Origin of the sequence: Amycolatopsis sp. NBC_00355 (assembly GCF_036104975.1) — a bacterium.
Taxonomy (GTDB): Bacteria; Actinomycetota; Actinomycetes; order Mycobacteriales; family Pseudonocardiaceae; genus Amycolatopsis.
Window position 1 is genome coordinate 7,693,359 of record NZ_CP107982.1, and the last position, 19,051, is coordinate 7,712,409.

Sequence of the window (19,051 nt, forward strand, 5' to 3'; positions counted from 1 at the left end):
GCCTCCGACTCGTCATGATCGGCCGTCTGTAGTACGCTTCATAGCACCAAGGTTGATCGCCTCGCGGCGAACCCTTGGCACGGCCTGTTGCCGGAGGTCGACCCCCAGGGCTTCCGGTGACAGGCCTCTTACTTTCCCCGGTCAGGCCATCAGCGTCGCGGCCAGCGTGCCGCCCAGCTCGGTGCACGCCGCCAGCAGCTCCTTGCCCGGCTCGCCCGTCGCGATCACCGGGTCCGCCGCCTTCGTCCAGGCCAGCCCCTTCGTGATGGCCAGCAGCTGACGTTCCGTCCCCGACGTGTCGCTATTCCCGTGGATCCAGTAGCCGAACGGGCGGCCCCGCGTCGCGTCGAGGCACGGGTAGTACACCGTGTCGAAGAAGTGCTTCAGCGCGCCGCTCATGCTGCCCAGGTTCGCCGGCGTCCCCAGCAGGTAGCCGTCCGCCTCGAGGACGTCCGGGACGGTGGCCGCCAGCGCCGCGCGGCGGACCACCTCCACCCCCTCGATGTCCGGGTGGGCCGCGCCCGCCAGCACGGCCTCGAACATCGCCTGGGTCGACGGCGACGGCGTGTGGTGCACGATCAGCAGCTTCGGCATCAGGACAGCAACGCCTCCACGTCGGTCCGCAACGCCGTCAGCCGCGTGGCCGCCGCCGTGCGCGCGTCCGCCAGCGACCCGGACACCGGCTCGACGACCTGCAGGTACGCCTTCAGCTTCGGTTCCGTGCCGGACGGGCGGACCACGATCCGCACGCCGTCACCGGTGAGACGCAGGACGTCCGCGCCGGGGAGCAGGTCTTCCAGCGTCACGGCGACGCCACCGACCTCGGCCGGAGGCGCCTCGCGCAGCTTGCCCATCAGCCGGCCGCGGACGGACAGGTCCGTGACCCGCAGCGAAACCTGGTCCGTGACGTACACGCCGTGCCGCTCGGCCAGCTCGTCCAGCACGTCCAGGGGCGTGCGGCCCTCGGCCCGCAGCCGCGCGGTCAGCCCGGCCGCCAGCGTCGCGGCGGCGATGCCGTCCTTGTCCCGCACGAACCCCGGGTTCACGCAGAGGCCGAGCGCCTCTTCGTAGGCGAAGACGAGGTCGTCGCCCGCGCGGACCAGCCACTTGAACCCGGTGAGCGTCTCCGCGTAGCGGGCTCCCTCGGCCTTCGCGATTTCGCCCAGCAACGACGACGAGACGATCGTCGTGGCCACCAAGGGATCCGGCATCATCGTGCGGTCCACAGTGGACAGGATGGCCGAGCCCAGCAGCACGCCCGTCTCGTCGCCGCGCAGCATCCGCCACGAGCCGTCCCGATCGCGCACGCCCAGTGCACAGCGGTCGGCGTCCGGGTCGAGCGCGACGGCCAGATCGGCGTCCACTTCGGACGCCAGCGCCAGCAGCAGGTCGGTCGCGCCCGGCTCCTCCGGGTTCGGGAACGACACCGTCGGGAAGTCCGGGTCCGGGGTGGACTGCGCCTCGACCAGGTGCAGGTCGGTGAACCCGACCCGCTCGAAGGCCGCGCGCAGCGTCTCGGCGCCGACGCCGTGCAACGCCGTCGCGGCCACCCGCACGATGCGCTCGGCGCCCAGCGGGAGTGCGGCGACCTCGTCGAGGTAGCTGCCGAGCAGGTCGACCACCCCGGCGCCCGGCTCGCGCGGCACGTCCACCGCGGCCGGCGCGGCCTGGATGGCGCGCTCGATCTCGCCGTCGGACGGCGGCACGATCTGCCCGCCGGTCGCGTCGTAGAGCTTGTACCCGTTGTCCGCCGGGGGGTTGTGCGACGCCGTGATCTGGATCCCGGCCACCGCGCCGAGGTGCTTCACGGCGTAGGCGAGCAACGGCGTCGGCAGCGGCCGGGGCAGCGCCTGGACGGTGAACCCGGCGGCGGTCAGCACCTCCGCGGCGGCCGTGGCGAAGTCCTCCGAGCCGTGGCGCGCGTCCCGGCCGACGACGACCAGCGCGCCGGCGTGCCCCTGCGCGGTCAGCCAGGCCGCCACTCCCGCCGTGGTGCGCGTGACGACCGCCACGTTCATCCCGTTCGGCCCGGCGCGCACCGGCCCGCGCAGCCCGGCCGTGCCGAACTCCAGCGGCCCGGCCAGCCGGTCGGCCACCTCGTCGGCGGCCGCGGCGTCGCCGCCCAACGCGCGGGCGACGACCGCCTGCAGCTCGGCGCGGGAAGCTTCGTCGGGGTCGTCGGCGATCCAGCGGAACGCGGCGTCCCGCAGCGTGGAGGTCAAAGTCACCGCGACAGCCTACGGGCTAGGGTCGGGGCGGTGCGCTTGCTCTTCACCTCACTGGGGTCCTTCGGTCACACGTTCCCGCTCGTCCCGCTGGCGCTCGCCGCGCGGGACGCGGGCCACGACGTCGTCTTCGCCACCTCGGAAGACTTCCTGCCCCAGCTGACGAAAGCCGGGCTCGAGACGGCCGCCGCCGGGCTCGCCATCAAGGACGCCTTCGGCCGGGCGTTCGCCGAAGCGGGTCCGGCCGGCCCGCGGCGGCCGCCGGGTGAGATCCCGCCGGAGGTCCTCGGCCCGATCGTCGCGAAGGTCTTCGGCGAGCTCATGCCGAAGCGGTTCGTCGCCGACCTGCTGCCGCTGTTCGAGCACGCCCGGCCGGACCTGGTCGTGAGCGAGTCCGGCAACTCCGGCGGCGCGTTCGCCGCGATGAAGGCCGGGATTCCCGTGGTGGCGCACGGTTTCGGCCGCGTGTCCGCCGACGACCCGATGGTCACGCACATCCGGGACGCGATCCGCGCGCACGCCGCCGGCCTGGGCATCACCGTCGGCGAAGACCTGTCGTTCGGCGGCCCGTTCGTCGACATCTGCCCGGAATCGGTGCAGGAACCGGGTTTCCTGGCGCGGGCGCACCGCGTGCCGCTGCGGCCGGTCGGCTGGAGCGAGCCGGGTGAGCTGCCCGCGGGGGTGCTGGACAAGCGGCGCCCGCTCGTCTACCTGACGCTCGGCACCGCGATGGGCCACGCCGGTGTGCTCGGCGCGGCGATCGCCGGGCTGTCCGCGTTGGACGTCGACGTGCTGGTCGCCACCGGCCCGACCGTCGACCCGGCCGCGCTGGGCGAGGTGCCGGCGAACGTCCGGCTCGAGACGTGGGTGCCGCAGGCGGCGCTGCTCCCGCACGTCGACCTGGTCGTGCACCACGGCGGCAGCGGCACGACGCTCGGCGCGTTCGGCGCGGGTCTCCCGCAGCTGCTCCTGCCGCAGGGCGCCGACCAGTTCACCAACGCCGACGCGGTGCTCGCGGCGGGCGTCGGCGACCGCCTGCTCGGCGCGGACGTCACCGCGGACGCCGTCGCGGAGAAGGCCCACCACCTGCTGACGGACTCGTCGGTCCGCTCCGCGGCCACCACCCTGGCCGCGGAGGTCGCGGCAATGCCGTCCCCGGCCGAAGTAGCCGCCGAACTCCCCACGTTCGCCTAACCCCCACCAAGGGTTACGTTCATCGGAAAAGTGACGCCTGGAACGTTTCAAGACCGAGCTTTCGCCGAGAAAGATGCGTTTTGAGGGCCCTCTGGCGCATCTTTCTCGACGAAAGTGACGGGTTCGGGTCAGGCGCGGGCGACGAGGTCGCGTAGGAGCGAGCCCATGCGGGTTGCGGCCGCGCGGCCGGCTTCCAGCACCTCTTCGTGGTTGAGCGGCTGGCCCGTCATGCCCGCGGCCAGGTTCGTCACCAGCGAGAGGCCGAAGGCCTCGACGCCGGCGGCGCGGGCCGCGATGGCCTCCAGGACCGTCGACATGCCGACCAGGTCCGCGCCCAGCGTGCGCAGCATGTGGATCTCCGCCGGCGTCTCGAAGTGCGGCCCGGTCAGGCCTGCGTAGACGCCCTCCTGCAGCGACGGGTCGATTTCGCGGGCGATCGCCCGCAGCCGCGCCGAGTAGAGGTCCGTGAGGTCGACGAAGTTCGCGCCGACGATGGGGGAGCGGGCCGTCAGGTTGAGGTGGTCGGAGATCAGCACCGGCTGCCCGACCTGGAACCCTTGGCGCAGTCCGCCCGCCGCGTTGGTCAGCAGCACCGTCCGGGCGCCGGCGGCCGCGGCGGTGCGCACGTTGTGCACCACCGGGTCGATGCCCTTGCCCTCGTAGAAGTGCGTGCGGCCGAGCAGGATCAGCGCCCGGCGGTCGCCGACGCGCACCGAGCGCACCGTCCCGCCGTGGCCGACCGCGCTCGGCGCTTCGAACCCGGGCAGGTCACCCAGCGGGATCTCCGCTTCGGGCTCCCCGATGACGTCCGCGGCCGGGCGCCAGCCCGAACCGAGCACGACGGCGATGTCGTGCTTGTCCACCCCAGTGCGGTCGGCGATGACGGCCGCGGCTTCCTGTGCGCTCATGCCGCCGAGCGTATCCGGACGCTCCGCACCACCAGGAAAGCCACCAGCCCGAACGGCGACAGGAAGATCGTGAGCAGCAGGATCGGGCTGACGATCCACGGCGAGATCTCCAGGGAGCGCGCCTCGAAGTACATCCACCGGGCGATGAACAGGTCGAACGCGATGAGGTGCGCCCAGACGAGCCCGGCGCCCCAGGGCGTGGCCAGCAGCGTCTGCAGCACGCCGAGGTCGGGCCGGAGCATCGCCCGCCCCCACTCTCCGAAGTGCGGCAGGACGAGCCCGAAGTAGCAGACCAGCGGCAGCAGCGGGACCCACGGCGACCGCATGATCCGCGCCGTCCAGCGCCACTTCGGCAGCAGGATCATCAGCGTCCAGAACGGCGTCGCGAGCGGGAACGCCCAGGTGAACAGGGCCATCACGCGGCCACTCGGGCCGGGGCTCGCACGACGGCCCATGAGGCCAGCCCGACGGCGGCCACGAGCGCCGCGGCCGCGCCCAGCGTCACGGCGTCCGGGTGCACGATCGACTGCGCCCGCAACGCCTGCCAGGTGACCAGCGCGGTCAGGCCCGCGTAGCCGGCGGCGCCGATCAGGACGAGCCGCGCGCGGACGACGTCGTCGCGCAGCCGCGGGAACCGCGAGGTCAGCGCGAGCAGCGCGATCGCCAGCAGTGGCAACGCCTGCAGCGCGTGCATCCCGACGAAGTGCGGGATCCGCAGGTCGCCGCCGACCGTGCTCCAGCCGAGGATCGGCAGGCCGGGGCCGCCGTCGGCGAGGCCGACGGTGTGCGCGCCCACCACGTCCTGCGCGCCGCCGGCTTTCCACTGCGCGAGCTGACGCGCGGTCGGGCTCGTCATCAGCATGCCGAGCGAGATCCCGACGAGCGACAGGACGGCGCCGGCGCGCACGGCCCGGAAGCTCGCGCGGTCGGCGACCTTCGTGAACATGACCAGGACGGTCAGCGCGAGCGTCGCCGTCCAGAGGCCGATGATCATCTTGCCCATGACGTCGTAGATCGTGGCGTCCAGCGGGGTCGCGTTGTTGAAGTGGCTCGCCCGGCCGCGGGCGGCCTGGAGCGCCAGCAGGACGTACTCGCCGGTGAAGATCACCACGAGCGCGTTCGTCAGCCAGTCGGCGGTGCGGCGGAACCGCGGCAGCAGCGAGACCAGCCAGCTCCACGTCAGGAAGTAGAGGCTGCCGGAGATCGCGAATTTGAGCGGCTTGACCCAGATCGGCGCGCCTTCGAGGGTCCGGTGGTCGACGAGCAGCGCGGCGACGCAGAGCACGGCCACCACGCCGTAGGCGGCGCCGGCGTATCGCGATGGTGGGTGCCACCCGCGGGTTCTCGTCCGGAGATCGGCAAGGATGGTCATGGTTCCTCCCAGAATGGATAGTCAAGCTCTCCGTTATGGGAAGTTAAGCTATCCATGCTGAGAAGTCTTCAGGGTTGCCCCGGAGCCCGACCCTGGAATCGAAAGCAGAATCGAAAGCAGAATCGAAAGCAGAAGCGGAGCGGAACGCATGCGGATGGCCGAACTGAGCGCCGAGTCGGGGGTGCCGGTCGCGACCGTCAAATACTACCTGCGCGAAGGTCTGCTGCCGCCGGGCGAGCGCACCAGCCCCAACCAGGCACGGTATTCGGCGACGCACGTCCAGCGGTTGCGGCTGATCAAGGCCCTCACCGAGGTCGGCGGGATGTCGCTGGCCTCGGTCGGCACGGTGCTCGAAGCGATCGACGGCGACAAGACCCCGCACCGCACGATGGGCGTGGTCCAGGAGGAGCTGGCCGGCACCCCGCCCGAGGTGTCCGAAGAGGCCGCGCAATGGGCGTGGGAGCTGCTCGACGGGATCGTCCGCCGCAACGGCTGGGGCGAGCTGAAGCGCAAGGAGGCCGCGGTGGCGAACGTCGTCGCGGCGCTGGCCACGGCGAAGGAACTGGGCCACGACAAGCTGGCGGAGCACCTCGAGGAGTACGCGCACCTGGCGCTGCGGGTCGCGGAGCTGGACGTCGACACCGTGACGGGCCTGACCTCGTTCGACAAGATCATCGAGGCGGGCCTGGTGGTGACGGTCCTGGGCGACCGGATCTTCGCGGGCCTGCGCCACCTCGGCCAGGAAGTGCTGTCCCGCGAAGTCCTCGGCGACGTTCCCGAATGACCGAGGCCCCAGAGCCGCCGGAGGTCCGCGCCGACGAAGACGTACCGGGTCGTCAGTCGGAGATGGTCAGCGACCGGGCGACGGGCTCGAAGACGTCCTTGCGGGTCGCGTCCTCCTGCTCGCTCGGCGCGGTGACCGAGAAGACCCACAGGCTCGAGCCCGCCTTGAGCAGGTTCATGAACGTCACGCGGGTGACGCTCTTCGAGGCGCCGGTGTCGGTCGTGCGGAAGGTCAGCGTGGTCCCGTTCGCCAGCGGGGCCGAGGGGAAGGGCTGGAACCCGTCGGAGGGGTAGAGCTGCTTCAGCTGGTCGATGTACGGCTGGTCGTTCGGGTAGTCGCCGAAGTAGTTCGCCAGCCGTTCGAGCCGGATCGCGCGGCGGCCGTCCTCCGAGACGAACTGGACGACCGTGCTCACCCCGAACCGGGTGTCGTGCGGGGCGACGAACTTCTGCCAGCCCTTCGGCACGCCGAGGCCGAACTCGCCGCCCTTCTCCCCGGTCGCCACGTTCGCGTCGCCGGACTGGGTGACCAGCTCGGGCGGCGGCAGCTCGGTGGGCCCGTTCGACGTCGCCCGCGGCTCGGCCGCCGGCGGCAGCAGCGACTCGCCACCGACCGTCCTGGCCAGCGCGAACCCGCCGCCGGCGGCGACGAGGAAGAGCAGGATCGCGACGCCGATGAGCACGGCGGTGGCCCGCCCGGTCCGCCGGCCCGGCCGCGGCAGGGGCGGCGGCGGGACGAACACGGTGGCGGCCGGCGGTGTCGGTGTCGGAGCCGGCGCGGCGGCCGGCGGCTTCAAGAACGGCAGCGGGCCCGGGTCGGACGCGAGCTCGGCGCTCTTCTCGGCCTTCTTCTCCACCTTCTCCGGCAGGACGGTCTTGATCACCTGCGTGTCGGTGGCGTCCGGCTGGGCCGACGTCTTCTTGCCGTCCGGCGTGCGGAACAGCTCGGGTCCGAACAGGTCGAGCGCGGTCTTCGTCTGCAGCGGGTACAGCCGGTGCCGGACGTCGCGCAGCGTGATCCGCTTGTTCGGCTCCTTCTTCATCAGCGCCGAGATGACGTCGGCCAGCGGCCCGGCCTTCGGCTTGGGCACCTTCCCGTTGACGACCCGGCCGACGGTCTCCAGCGGGTCGCCGTCGGCGTCGTACGGCGGCGCGCCCTCGACCGCGGCGAACAGTGTCGCGCCGAGGCCCCACAGGTCCGCGGCGGGTGTGACGGGACCGCCCGAGGCGACCTCCGGCGCGATGTAGGCGGGGGAGCCGAGCATGATCCCGGTGCGCGTCATGGTCGCTTCGGAGACGTTGCGGGCGATGCCGAAGTCGGTCAGCTTGATCCGGCCGTCGCTGGCCACGAGGACGTTGCCCGGCTTGACGTCGCGGTGGGTGATGCCGGCGGCGTGCGCGGCCTCCAGCGCGGAGGCGACGGCGATGCCCATCGCGGCGGCCTGCTCGACGGTCAGCGGCCCGTGGTCGCGCAGGATGTGCGCCAGGCTGCGCGAGGGCAGCAGCTCCATCACCACGAACGGCTGATCGTTCTCGCGGGCGACGTCGTGCAGGATGATCACGTTCGGGTGCGACAGCACGGCGATCGCGCGGGCCTCGCGCAACGTGCGTTCCCGCAGCTCGTCCGCCTGTGACGACGGGATGCCCGGCGGGACCTTCATCTCCTTGACGGCCACCTGGCGGTGCAGGAACTCGTCGTACGCCGACCAGACGGTGCCCATCGACCCGGAGCCCAGCACCGAGCGCAGCCGGTAGCGACCGGCGACCAGTCGTGTCTCTTCGCTGGAGGGGGGCACGCGCCAATTGTGTCGTACCCCGCTCCGACCCCTACCACCCCCAGGGGCGACCAGACTCACAGGTCGTCCGTGTCGAGTGCCTCTACCATCACTGGGTATGACTGAACTGGCCGGTCCGGAGTCAGCGCCGATCTCCGAACTCGACCTGGCGGCCGAGTTTCCGCAGGCGACGCGCGAGCAGTGGCAGGAGCTCGTGGCCGGCGTGCTGCGCAAGAGCGGCAGGCTGCCGGAGGACTTCACAGGCGCCCCCGAGAGCAAGCTCGTCACCCGGACCTACGACGGCATCGAGATCCAGCCGCTCTACACCGCCGACGACGTAGCGGGCGACGCCGGTTTCCCCGGCCTGTCGCCGTTCGTGCGCGGGGCGCGCCCGGAGGGGCAGGTCGCCACCGGCTGGGACGTCCGGGCCCGGTTCACCGGCACCGACGCCCGCGCCGTCAACAAGGCGATCCTCGCCGACCTCGAAGGCGGCGTCACATCGATCTGGCTGTCTGTGCCGCCCGCGGCGGTCGCCGACGCGCTGAACGAGGTCTACGTCGATCTCGCGCCGGTCGTCCTCGACGCCGGTGCCGGGTACGAAGCTGCCGCGGACGCCCTGTTCGCCGTGTTCGACGAGCGCGAGGTCCCGGCGAGCGAAGCCACCGCCGTGCTGGGGGCCGACCCGATCGGGCTCGCCGCCCGGACCGGCGCCGGCGTCGCGCTGGAACCGGCGGCCGCGCTGGCCGCGCGTGTCGCCGCGAAGTACCCGAAGGTGCGCACGATCGTCGCCGACGGCCTGCCGTTCCACGAAGCGGGCGGGTCGGACGCGCAGGAGCTGGGCGCGCTGGTCGCCGCCGGCGTCACCTACCTGCGCGCCCTCACCGACGCCGGCCTGGCCGTCGAAGTGGCGGCCGAGCAGCTGGAGTTCCGGATCGCCGCGACCGCGGACCAGTTCTCGACCATCGCCAAGCTGCGCGCGGCCCGCCGCCTGTGGGCGCGCGTCGCCGAGGTGTGCGGCTTCTCGTCGCCGATGCGCCAGCACGCCGTGACGTCGCCGGCGATGCTGACCCAGCGCGACCCGTGGGTGAACATGCTGCGCACGACCGTCGCCTGCTTCGGCGCCGGTGTCGGCGGCGCGGACGCCGTCACCGTGCTGCCGTTCGACGCCGCGATCGGCCGGCCCGACGCGTTTTCCGCGCGGATCGCCCGCAACACGCACGCGGTGCTGCTGGAGGAGTCCAAGCTGGCCGGCGTGGTCGACCCGGCGGGCGGTTCCTGGTACGTCGAGAAGCTCACCGAAGACCTGGCCCGCGTCGCCTGGGCCGAGTTCACCGCGATCGAAGCGGCGGGCGGCCTGGTCGCGGAGCTGTCGTCCGGCGCGCTCGCCGGGCGCCTCGCCGAGACGTGGGACAAGCGCGCGAAGCGGCTCGCCACCCGGCGCGACCCGCTCACCGGCGTCAGCGAGTTCCCGAACCTGACCGAGAAGCCGGTGAAACGGGAGCCGCTGGAGTCCACCGTGGACGGTGGCCTGCCGCGGCACCGCTACGCCGAGGACTTCGAAGCCCTGCGCGACGCGTCGGACGCGTACCTCGCCGAGCACGGCGAGCGGCCGAAGGTCTTCCTGGCCACGCTCGGCCCGGTCGCCGCGCACACCACGCGGGCCGGGTTCGCCGCCAACCTGTTCCAGGCGGGCGGGCTCGAGGTGGTCAACCCGGGCGCGACCGACGACCTGCCCGGCGCGTTCCGTGAGAGCGGCGCGAAGGTCGCCTGCATCTGCGGCACCGACGACGCCTACGCGGCCCAGGCCGCCGAAGTCGCGGCATCTTTGGGCGCCGAGTACGTACTACTGGCCGGAAAGGGCAAGTTCGACGGCGTGGACGGCAACGTCTTCGCCGGCTGCGACGCCTTGGAAGTCCTCACCGGTCTGCACACTCAGCTGGGAGTTGCGCGATGACTATCCCGAACTTCGCCGACGTCGACCTCGGCACGCCCGAGCCGGGCGACCGCGACGCCTGGGCCAAGGCCGTGCAGGACGCCACCGGCAAGGGCCCGGACGCGCTGGCCTGGGAGACGCCCGAGGGCATCGGCGTCAAACCGGTCTACACCGCGGCCGACCTGTCCGATGTGGACTTCCTCGGCACGTACCCCGGCATCGCGCCCTACCTGCGCGGGCCGTACCCGACGATGTACGTCAACCAGCCCTGGACCATCCGCCAGTACGCCGGGTTCTCCACCGCCGAGGAGTCGAACGCCTTCTACCGCCGCAACCTCGCGGCCGGGCAGAAGGGCCTGTCGGTCGCCTTCGACCTGGCCACCCACCGCGGGTACGACTCCGACCACCCGCGCGTCTCCGGCGACGTCGGCATGGCGGGCGTCGCGATCGACTCCATCTACGACATGCGCCAGCTCTTCGACGGCATCCCCCTGGACAAGATGTCCGTGTCGATGACGATGAACGGCGCGGTGCTGCCGGTGCTGGCGCTCTACGTCGTCGCGGCCGAGGAGCAGGGGGTGAAGCCCGAGCAGCTCGCGGGGACCATCCAGAACGACATCCTCAAGGAGTTCATGGTCCGCAACACCTACATCTACCCGCCGCAGCCGTCGATGCGGGTCATCTCCGACATCTTCTCCTACACCTCGCAGCACATGCCGAAGTACAACTCGATCTCCATCTCCGGCTACCACATGCAGGAAGCCGGGGCGACCGCCGACCTCGAGCTGGCCTACACCCTGGCCGACGGCGTCGAGTACATCCGCGCGGGCACCGAAGCCGGGTTGGACGTCGACAAGTTCGCGCCGCGGCTGTCGTTCTTCTGGGCGATCGGGATGAACTTCTTCATGGAGGTCGCGAAGCTGCGCGCGGCCCGGCTGATCTGGGCGAAGCTCGTGAAGGGCTTCGACCCGAAGTCGCAGAAGTCGCTGTCACTGCGGACGCACTCGCAGACGTCCGGCTGGTCGCTGACCGCGCAGGACGTCTACAACAACGTCGTGCGCACCTGCGTCGAGGCGATGGCCGCGACCCAGGGGCACACGCAGTCGCTGCACACCAACGCCCTCGACGAGGCGCTCGCCCTGCCGACCGACTTCTCCGCGCGCATCGCCCGCAACACGCAGCTGCTGCTGCAGCAGGAATCCGGCACCACGCGGGTGATCGACCCGTGGGGCGGCAGTGCCTTCGTGGAGAAGTTGACCTACGACCTCGCGCGCAAGGCGTGGGGCCACATCAGCGAGGTCGAGCAGGCCGGCGGCATGGCCAAGGCGATCGACGCGGGCATCCCGAAGTTGCGCATCGAGGAGGCCGCGGCCCGCACCCAGGCCCGGATCGACTCGGGCCGGCAGCCGGTGATCGGCGTCAACAAGTACCAGGTCACCAGCGATGAAGACATCGAAGTCCTGAAGGTCGACAACGCCGGCGTCCGGACGCAGCAGCTCGAGAAGCTGCGGCGGCTGCGCGCCGAACGCGACCCCGCGGCCACCGAGGACGCGTTGCGGCGGCTGACCGAGGGCGCCGGGAACGGCGGCAACCTGCTGGAGCTGGGCATCAACGCGGCCCGCGCGAAGGCGACCGTCGGCGAGATCTCCGACGCGCTGGAGAAGCTCTGGGGCCGGCACTCCGGCCAGATCCGCACGATCTCGGGCGTCTACCGCGAAGAGGTGGGGAAGTCGCAGAACGTCGAGAAGGCCCGCTCGCTGGTCGAGGAGTTCGCCGCGGAGGAGGGCCGCCGGCCGCGGATCCTGGTCGCGAAGATGGGCCAGGACGGCCACGACCGCGGCCAGAAGGTGATCGCCACCGGCTTCGCCGACATCGGCTTCGACGTCGACGTCGGCCCGTTGTTCTCGACCCCGGCCGAGGTCGCCCGCCAGGCGATCGAGGCGGACGTCCACATCGTCGGGGTGTCCTCGCTGGCCGCCGGGCACCTCTCGCTGGTGCCGGCGCTGCGCCACGAGCTCGCCGAGCTGGGCCGCGCGGACATCATGGTCGTGGTCGGCGGCGTCATCCCGCCGCAGGACTACCCGGCGCTGCGCGAAGCCGGGGCGGCGGCGATCTTCGGGCCGGGCACGGTGCTCGCGGACGCGGCCATCGACCTGCTCGGCCAGCTGTCGGCGCAGGAGTCCTGAGCGTTGCCGCGCAAGATCGACGTCCCGGCCTACGCCAAGGGCGTGCTGGCGGGTGACCGCGGCACGCTGTCCAAGGCGATCACGCTGGTCGAGTCCCAGCGCGAGGACCACCGGGCGCAGGCGCAGGAACTGCTCGTCGAGCTGCTGCCGTCGGCGGGTGGCGCGCGGCGGATCGGCATCACCGGCGTCCCCGGTGTCGGCAAGTCGACATTCATCGACCAGCTGGGCACGGACCTGACCGCGGCCGGGCACCGCGTGGCCGTGCTGGCCGTCGACCCGTCGTCGACGCGCACCGGCGGGTCGATCCTCGGCGACAAGACCCGGATGGCACGCCTGGCCGTCGACGACCGGGCGTTCATCCGGCCGTCGCCGACGTCCGGGACGCTCGGCGGCGTCGCCCGCGCGACCCGCGAGACGATCGTGCTGATGGAAGCGGCCGGTTACGACACCGTCCTGGTCGAGACCGTCGGGGTGGGACAGTCCGAAGTGGCCGTCGCGAACATGGTCGACTGCTTCATGTTCCTGACGCTGGCCCGCACCGGCGACCAGCTGCAGGGCATCAAGAAGGGCGTGCTGGAGCTCGCCGACGTCATCGCCGTCAACAAGGCCGACGGCGACCACGAGCGCGACGCCAAGCGGGCGGCGCGGGAGCTTTCGGGCGCCCTGCGGATGATCTACGGGCCCGACGCGACGTGGACGCCCCCCGTGCTGACCTGCAGCGGCCTGCACAACCTGCGGCTCGACGAGGTGTGGGGCGCGATCGAGCAGCACCGCGACACGCTCTCGGCGTCCGGCGAGCTGGCCGCCCGGCGCCGGCAGCAGCAGGTCGACTGGACGTGGACGATGGTGCGCGAAAACCTGCTGAGTCGGCTGGCGGCGCATCCGGACGTGCGAACGGTCCTTCCCGACGTCGAACGGGCGGTGCGCGACGGTGAACTGACCGCTACCCTCGGTGCACAGCGGATCCTCGACGCGTTCGGTCCACCACGTGGCGGCTGACCGCGGGGCGCCGCGCGGGCACAATGCCGGTTGACCGCCGGTCGTGGCGAAGGGATGACATGGCGATACTGCGTGCTCTGGTCGTTGCCGGCCTGCTGGGGGCGGTGCTGTTCACCGCGTCGCCGGCGCAGGCCTCACCGGTGCGTCCGGTGGCCGTCACGGTCACGGTGGCCCACGCCGGTGCCGGGCCCGTGCTCGCGCAGACCCAGGCGCCCGGACCGGTGCTCGACCCGGCCCAGACCGACAAGGCGAACGCCGAAAAGACCAAGACCAAGCTGGTCGCCGGCCTCGTCGCGGCGGTCCTGCTCGGCATCGTCGTCTGGGGCCGCCGGATCCGGTCGAAGAAGGCCAAAGGGTCGTAACCCTGCGTCCGGACGGGTGAGCAGCGCTCGGCGTTCGTCTTGGCCGAACTACTGCACACCGTTCAACGCAGATCAGCTACCGGCCGTCTAGGACGCCTCGTTTCGAGGCGCGGCTTGCCTCCTGCATGGTGCACGATCGTCTGCAAATGCGTACGAAAGAACGATCGGCACGTTGCGTGACCCCAGCCGCTGCGCGGGTTACCCGTGTTGCGGGAGGAGGTGCGGCGTGACGGTGCTCGACTCACGACCGGACGTTCCAGGCGACCCCCACGGGCGCATCATCACCCCTATCGAGGGGCCGGAGGCGCTCATTTCCGAAGCCGGCGTAACCATGGCTCCCGTGGAGGACCTTGGTGCGGGCCGTGGCCCGTTCTGGCTTGACGACTGGCTTCGCGCCAACGCGACCGACGTGCTGGCCTGGCGCCGGCACATCCACGCGCACCCGGAGCTGTCGCGGCACGAGTTCGCGACCACCGAACTGGTCGTCACGCTGCTGCGCGCCGTCGGCCTCAAGCCGTGGGTGCTGCCCGGCGGCACCGGCGTCGTCTGCGACATCGGCAGCGGTGACCGCTGCGTGGCGCTGCGCGCGGACATGGACGCGCTGCCGCTCACCGAGGCGACCGGGCTGCCCTACGCGTCGACCGTCGAAGGCGCGGCGCACATGTGCGGCCACGACGCCCACACGGCGATCCTGCTCGGCGCGGCCCGTGCCCTGGCCGGCGCGCCGGAACTGCCCGGCCGCGTCCGGCTGATCTTCCAGGCCGCCGAGGAGGTCATGCCCGGCGGCGCGCTGGACATGATCGCGGCGGGCGCGCTGGACGGCGTCGACCGGATCTACGGCCTGCACGTCGACCCGCGGCTCGAGGTCGGGCTGGTGGGCATGCGCGTCGGCGCTCTGACGTCGGCCGCGGACCTGATCGAGCTCCGGCTGACGTCGCCGGGCGGGCACACGTCCCGCCCCCACCTGACCGCCGACCTGGTGCACGCGCTCGGCACGGTGATCACGTCACTGCCGTCGGTGCTGTCCCGCCGCGTCGACCCCCGGTCCGGCACGGTGCTGGTCTGGGGCGCGGTCCACGCGGGCCAGGCGGCCAACGCCGTCCCCCAGGACGGCGTCCTGCGCGGCACCCTGCGCACGGCCGACCACCAGGTCTGGACGGCGCTGGAACCGCTGGTCGCGTCGTCGGTGGAGTCCCTGCTGGCCCCCACGGGCGTCGGCTTCCACCTGGACTACCGCCGCGGGGTTCCCCCGGTGGTGTCCGACGCGGACTCCACGGCCCTGATGCGCGCGGGCGTCGAGGCGGCCCTGGGCGAAAACGCGGTGGCCGGCACCGAGCAGTCCTCGGGCGGCGAAGACTTCGGCTGGTACCTGGAGCACGTCCAGGGAGCCTTCGCCCGCCTGGGCGTCTGGCCCGGCGACCCGTCGCCCCAGTCGGACATCCACCGCCCGACTTTCATCCTCGACGAGCGGGCCCTGGCCTGCGGAGTCCGCACCCTGGTCCACACCGCCCTAGCCACCCTCGCCTAACCGACCCTCCAGGTACGCGAGCCGACTCTCCAGGTACGCGAGCCGACCCTCTGGGTACGGAGTTGTCCACAGGTTGAGCGAGTTGTCCACAGGTCGCGAATGAGGCCCTTCCGCTGACATCGGAAGGGCCTCATTCTCGGTCTTGTGATCAATTGGGGAGGACGACACGGCGCGGCCTTGCGCAGCGAGGCCGTCGAGGTGCTGGGGCAGCGAGCGGTCCGCCAGGCGTTGGCCAGCGGGCTGTTGGCCCAACCTTGGCGAGGCGTGGTGGTGCCTGCCGCCGACTCGCTCAAACTGGCCACCCGTGCGGAAGCGGCACTGCTCCTGGCTGGTCAGCCTGCGGTGCTTTCCGGCGCGACTTCCCTTGCGCTGCATGGGATTTCGGCCGCCGAGACGGCCGACATCCACCTCACGGTCCCCTACGAACGACGGGTCAGATCGAAGCCAGGCTTGATCGTCCACCAGAGGGATTACCAGCAGTACGACGTGCTCGAAATCGACGGTCTGCCGACCTTCAGCGTCGACCTCGCACTGGCTGATTTCCTGTGCCGAGGTGACAAGCGAACCGCATTCGCGTCCGTCGAAGAGGCCATGCGCGGGCTGCCGCCGGACCACTTGCAGAAGCTCCGGGACAACGTGCGGGACCGCATCGCCGACCGTTCGAGCCGCAAAGGTATCCACAGGGCCCTGTCGATGCTGGCGCTGGCCGACGGCCGGGCCGAATCGCCGCCGGAAAGCATGCTGAAGCTGATCGTGACCGAGGCCGGGCTGCCCGTCCCGGAGACGCAGTACGTGATCAACGACATCGACGGCCGGCTGCTTTACGTGCTCGACATGGCCTGGCCCGCTCGACGCGTCGCTCTCGAGTACGACGGGTTCGCGGCGCACGAAGAGCGCCAAGCTGCCGACGCCGAGCGGGATCGGCGGATGCTGGGCCGGGGCTGGATCACCGTCCGGGCCGTCGCGGCTGACCTCCGGGATCCGAGCCGGGTCCTCCGGGAATTGCGCGAGGCCTTCCGAGCGTGTTCCGGGTAGTTCGCGTACCCGGACGGTCGGCTCGCGTGTCTGGAGGGTCGGTTAGCCGGTGATGCCGGAGCAGGGGCGGGTGCGGAGGTCGTCGACGTAGTCGGCGGGGGCGCCCGCAGCTTCCGCGGCGTCGGCCAAGACGCCCAGGTAGCGGGCTGAAGGCAGGCCGCCTTCGTAGGCGTCCAGGACGTAGAGCCAGGCCAGGACCGAGCCGTCCATGGTCTGGACTCTCAGGCGGATTTTGCTGTGCATCCCCAGCTCGCCGCCTTCCCAGCGGTCCAGGCCCGTCTCGTCCAGCGACGTCACGTCGTAGAGGACGACGAAGACGCGGGAACCCGCGTCTTCGACGATCGTGGCCAGGGCCCCTTCCCAGCCGAGGTCCTCGCCGCCGAAGGTCAGGCGCCACCCCTCCAGCCAGCCGGAGCCGGCCATCGGTGAGTGCGGCGCGCGCTCCAGCATCTGGGCGGGCTCCATGTTGGATCCGTAAGCGGCATACAACGGCACGCCGACAGCGTAGCGACCCACAGCTCACCCGAGTGGACGCACTCGGCGTGTTCGCCCACTTCAGTGTCCGGTCACCTTCGCCGCGTACGGTGAGACCACCGTTATCACGCACTTCGAGGAGGACCCAGGTGACCAGGATCGTGATCATGGGCGGGGGCCCGGCCGGCTACGAAGCCGCGCTGGTCGCAGCCCAGCACGGCGCCGACGTCACGATCGTCGAGCGGGACGGCCTGGGCGGCGCCTGCGTCCTCTACGACTGCGTCCCCTCGAAGACGTTCATCGCGAGCTCGGGCGCGCTGGCGAAGATGCACGACCTCGGCGAGCTCGGCATCAACACCGACATGGCCGACACGAGCATCGACCTGCCGACCGTCCACGGCCGCGTCAAGGGCCTCGCGCTGGCCCAGTCCGCCGACATCCGCGCGCGCGTCCAGCGCGAGGGCGTCCGCGTGATCATCGGCCAGGCGCGCTTCTGCGACGAAGAGCCCGGCCTCGCCACGCACAAGGTCTCCGTGACCAAGCAGGACGGCGAGACCGAGAAGCTCCCGGCCGACGTCGTCCTGATCGCCACCGGCGCCACCCCGCGCGTGCTGCCCGGTGCCGTCCCGGACGGCGAGCGCATCCTCGACTGGCGTCAGCTCTACGAGCTCCAGGAGCTGCCCGAGCACCTCGCCGTGATCGGCTCGGGCGTCACCGGCGCCGAGTTCGCGTCCGCCTACACCGAGATGGGCGTCAAGGTCACCGTCGTCTCCAGCCGCGACCGCGTGCTGCCGCACGAGGACGCCGACGCCGCCGCCGTGCTCGAGGAGGTCTTCTCGCAGCGCGGGACGACCGTCGCGAAGCAGGCGCGCGCCGATCGCGTCGAGCGCACCGAAAAAGGCGTCGAGATCCACCTCGCCGACGGCCGCGTGATCGAAGCCAGCCACGCCCTGATGACTGTGGGGTCGATCCCGAACACCGCCGACCTCGGCCTCGACAAGGTCGGCATCTCGCCCGGCCCCGGCGGGTTCATCACCGTCGACCGCGTGTCACGCACCTCCGTTCCCGGGATCTACGCCGCCGGCGACTGCACCGGCGTGCTCATGCTCGCCTCGGTGGCGAGCATGCAGGGCCGCATCGCGATGTGGCACGCGCTGGGCGAAGGCGTCGCGCCGATCAAGCTCAAGACCGTCGCCGCCAACGTCTTCACGCACCCGGAGATCGCGACCGTCGGCATCAGCCAGCACGCGATCGACTCCGGCGAGGTGCCCGCGCGCACCATCATGCTGCCCCTGGCCACCAACGCGCGCGCGAAGATGGAGGGCCTCCGCCGAGGCTTCGTGAAGCTGTTCTGCCGCCCCGCCACCGGCGTGGTCGTCGGTGGTGTCGTCGTGGCGCCGCAGGCGAGCGAGCTCATCCTTCCCATCGCGCTCGCCGTCCAGAACCAGCTCACAGTGGACCACCTGGCACTGACATTTTCGGTGTACCCGTCGCTGTCGGGCTCGATCACCGAGGCCGGGCGCCAGCTCATGCGCCACGACGATCTCGACTGATCCACGACGCAACCCCTGCGCGCCCGTCGCGTCTTGTCGGTTGTAAGTCTGAAGGACGCGAAGGGTGCGAAGGTGCGCAAGACGTTGGTTTTTGTTGCGGCAGCGGTGATCGGGGCGACGGCGCTGGCGGCGCCGGCGACAGCGCAGAGCACCGGTCCGACCCCCGCGCCGGCGCCGGGCGCCGGCAGCGTCCAACTCAACGTCAACACCGCGATCAACCGGACGCTGGTCGACAAGTACGTCCGCGACGCGCCGAACGTCGCGCTCGCGAAGTGCGAAGGCGCGGCGCCGGCGTTCTCCTCGCCCGTGCTGACGTTCGCCAACTACACCTCGGGCCCGTTCATGGGCGCGGACGCGAACATCAGCGCCGACGCCACCCTGAAGCCGGGCACCGCGGCCGGGACGTACCCGCTGACCGTGAGGTGCGGCGACAAGTCGTACAGCACCCAGTTCTCGGTACCGGCCGCCCAGGTGTCGAAGGTGCCGTCCGGTGCCGCGAAAGCGGGCGACGGCAGTATGGCCGGCTGAACCCCAAACCGCGGAAAACCGCCTCGGAGCATTCGCTCCGGGGCGGTTTTTTCGTGAGTTCACAAGCGTCGTGTTCCGCGATGGTTCCGTGACCTTCTGGCGCAACCTTCGCTGGCCAGAGGCGTCTTTGGGGATGTAGGTGAACGGCACGGCCGACGCAGGGGGAACTGCGAAAGGCGCCGGGCCAATCCATTGT

Annotated in this window: 17 protein-coding genes; 10 read left to right on the forward strand and 7 right to left on the reverse strand. The window is 71.5% G+C overall.

Going from position 1 to position 19,051, the window contains the following annotated elements; translation table 11 throughout:
• Positions 1-141: 141 nt before the first annotated feature.
• Positions 142-594: a flavodoxin family protein gene (locus OHS18_RS35410; RefSeq protein ID WP_328613708.1), complete on the reverse strand. Its 453-nt coding sequence runs from the start codon at positions 592-594 to the stop codon at positions 142-144.
• Positions 594-2,228: a phospho-sugar mutase gene (locus tag OHS18_RS35415; protein ID WP_328613709.1), complete on the reverse strand. Its 1,635-nt coding sequence runs from the start codon at positions 2,226-2,228 to the stop codon at positions 594-596. Before OHS18_RS35415 ends, OHS18_RS35410 begins: the two co-directional genes overlap by 1 nt.
• Positions 2,229-2,258: 30 nt before the next feature.
• Between OHS18_RS35415 and OHS18_RS35420 the strand changes: the two genes are divergently transcribed.
• Positions 2,259-3,419, forward strand: a complete 1,161-nt coding sequence (locus OHS18_RS35420) for a glycosyltransferase (RefSeq protein WP_328613710.1) — start codon at positions 2,259-2,261, stop codon at positions 3,417-3,419.
• Positions 3,420-3,547: 128 nt separating this feature from the next.
• Here the strand turns inward: OHS18_RS35420 and OHS18_RS35425 are convergent, their stop codons facing one another.
• The 3 genes from OHS18_RS35425 to OHS18_RS35435 are packed head-to-tail and all read right to left on the reverse strand — an operon-like array spanning position 3,548 to position 5,699.
• Positions 3,548-4,327, reverse strand: coding sequence for a purine-nucleoside phosphorylase (locus OHS18_RS35425; protein WP_328613711.1), 780 nt, complete (start codon positions 4,325-4,327; stop codon positions 3,548-3,550).
• The gene (locus OHS18_RS35430) at positions 4,324-4,743 is read right to left on the reverse strand and encodes an ABA4-like family protein (protein ID WP_328618636.1); all 420 of its coding nucleotides are present in this window, start codon (positions 4,741-4,743) and stop codon (positions 4,324-4,326) included. Before OHS18_RS35430 ends, OHS18_RS35425 begins: the two co-directional genes overlap by 4 nt.
• Entirely contained in the window at positions 4,743-5,699 is a 957-nt protein-coding gene (locus tag OHS18_RS35435; protein ID WP_328613712.1) for a hypothetical protein, read from the reverse strand. Before OHS18_RS35435 ends, OHS18_RS35430 begins: the two co-directional genes overlap by 1 nt.
• A gap of 148 nt (positions 5,700-5,847) precedes the next feature.
• On the opposite strand from OHS18_RS35435, the gene OHS18_RS35440 reads away from it, so the two are divergent.
• On the forward strand, positions 5,848-6,483 hold the full coding sequence (locus OHS18_RS35440) for a MerR family transcriptional regulator (protein ID WP_328613713.1): 636 nt from the start codon (positions 5,848-5,850) through the stop codon (positions 6,481-6,483).
• 52 nt (positions 6,484-6,535) lie between these two features.
• Here the strand turns inward: OHS18_RS35440 and OHS18_RS35445 are convergent, their stop codons facing one another.
• A complete protein-coding gene (locus OHS18_RS35445) occupies positions 6,536-8,203 on the reverse strand; it encodes a serine/threonine-protein kinase (RefSeq protein ID WP_442874512.1) in 1,668 nt (555 codons plus the stop codon).
• Positions 8,204-8,375: 172 nt separating this feature from the next.
• Here OHS18_RS35445 and OHS18_RS35450 point away from each other — a divergent pair, with 172 nt between their 5' ends.
• The 6 genes from OHS18_RS35450 (at position 8,376) to OHS18_RS35475 (ending at position 16,300) form a co-directional block, all read left to right on the forward strand.
• Positions 8,376-10,211: a methylmalonyl-CoA mutase family protein gene (locus OHS18_RS35450; protein ID WP_328613714.1), complete on the forward strand. Its 1,836-nt coding sequence runs from the start codon at positions 8,376-8,378 to the stop codon at positions 10,209-10,211.
• On the forward strand, positions 10,208-12,376 hold the full coding sequence (gene scpA / locus OHS18_RS35455) for a methylmalonyl-CoA mutase (RefSeq protein ID WP_328613715.1): 2,169 nt from the start codon (positions 10,208-10,210) through the stop codon (positions 12,374-12,376). The genes OHS18_RS35450 and scpA overlap by 4 nt, the downstream gene beginning before the upstream one ends.
• Positions 12,377-12,379: 3 nt before the next feature.
• Entirely contained in the window at positions 12,380-13,375 is a 996-nt protein-coding gene (gene meaB, locus OHS18_RS35460; RefSeq protein ID WP_328613716.1) for a methylmalonyl Co-A mutase-associated GTPase MeaB, read from the forward strand.
• Between the two features lie 59 nt (positions 13,376-13,434).
• Positions 13,435-13,737 carry a hypothetical protein gene (locus OHS18_RS35465; RefSeq protein ID WP_328445152.1) on the forward strand — a complete coding sequence of 101 codons (303 nt, stop codon included), beginning with the start codon at positions 13,435-13,437 and terminating at the stop codon, positions 13,735-13,737.
• Between the two features lie 226 nt (positions 13,738-13,963).
• Positions 13,964-15,265, forward strand: a complete 1,302-nt coding sequence (locus OHS18_RS35470; RefSeq protein WP_328445150.1) for an amidohydrolase — start codon at positions 13,964-13,966, stop codon at positions 15,263-15,265.
• Between the two features lie 201 nt (positions 15,266-15,466).
• On the forward strand, positions 15,467-16,300 hold the full coding sequence (locus tag OHS18_RS35475) for an endonuclease domain-containing protein (protein WP_328618637.1): 834 nt from the start codon (positions 15,467-15,469) through the stop codon (positions 16,298-16,300).
• Positions 16,301-16,342: 42 nt separating this feature from the next.
• Here OHS18_RS35475 and OHS18_RS35480 read toward each other — a convergent pair whose 3' ends face one another.
• On the reverse strand, positions 16,343-16,795 hold the full coding sequence (locus OHS18_RS35480) for a gamma-glutamylcyclotransferase (RefSeq protein ID WP_247060826.1): 453 nt from the start codon (positions 16,793-16,795) through the stop codon (positions 16,343-16,345).
• Between the two features lie 128 nt (positions 16,796-16,923).
• Between OHS18_RS35480 and OHS18_RS35485 the strand changes: the two genes are divergently transcribed.
• Both OHS18_RS35485 and OHS18_RS35490 read left to right on the forward strand, forming a co-directional pair.
• On the forward strand, positions 16,924-18,327 hold the full coding sequence (locus OHS18_RS35485) for an NAD(P)H-quinone dehydrogenase (RefSeq protein ID WP_328445148.1): 1,404 nt from the start codon (positions 16,924-16,926) through the stop codon (positions 18,325-18,327).
• 72 nt (positions 18,328-18,399) lie between these two features.
• Complete coding sequence (locus tag OHS18_RS35490) at positions 18,400-18,855, forward strand: hypothetical protein (protein WP_328613717.1); 456 nt, start codon at positions 18,400-18,402, stop codon at positions 18,853-18,855.
• The last annotated feature ends 196 nt before the right edge of the window (positions 18,856-19,051 follow it).

Excerpts from the sequence above, each read along its gene's own strand:
- scpA (WP_328613715.1), top strand. The coding sequence starts at position 10,208 with ATGACTATCCCGAACTTCGCCGACGTCGACCTCGGCACGCCCGAGCCG.
- OHS18_RS35440 (WP_328613713.1), top strand. The coding sequence starts at position 5,848 with ATGCGGATGGCCGAACTGAGCGCCGAGTCGGGGGTGCCGGTCGCGACC.
- OHS18_RS35465 (WP_328445152.1), top strand. The coding sequence starts at position 13,435 with ATGGCGATACTGCGTGCTCTGGTCGTTGCCGGCCTGCTGGGGGCGGTG.
- OHS18_RS35410 (WP_328613708.1), bottom strand. The coding sequence starts at position 594 with ATGCCGAAGCTGCTGATCGTGCACCACACGCCGTCGCCGTCGACCCAG.
- OHS18_RS35445 (WP_442874512.1), bottom strand. The coding sequence starts at position 8,203 with ATGGGCACCGTCTGGTCGGCGTACGACGAGTTCCTGCACCGCCAGGTG.
- OHS18_RS35450 (WP_328613714.1), top strand. The coding sequence starts at position 8,376 with ATGACTGAACTGGCCGGTCCGGAGTCAGCGCCGATCTCCGAACTCGAC.
- OHS18_RS35425 (WP_328613711.1), bottom strand. The coding sequence starts at position 4,327 with ATGAGCGCACAGGAAGCCGCGGCCGTCATCGCCGACCGCACTGGGGTG.
- OHS18_RS35430 (WP_328618636.1), bottom strand. The coding sequence starts at position 4,743 with ATGGCCCTGTTCACCTGGGCGTTCCCGCTCGCGACGCCGTTCTGGACG.
- OHS18_RS35435 (WP_328613712.1), bottom strand. The coding sequence starts at position 5,699 with ATGACCATCCTTGCCGATCTCCGGACGAGAACCCGCGGGTGGCACCCA.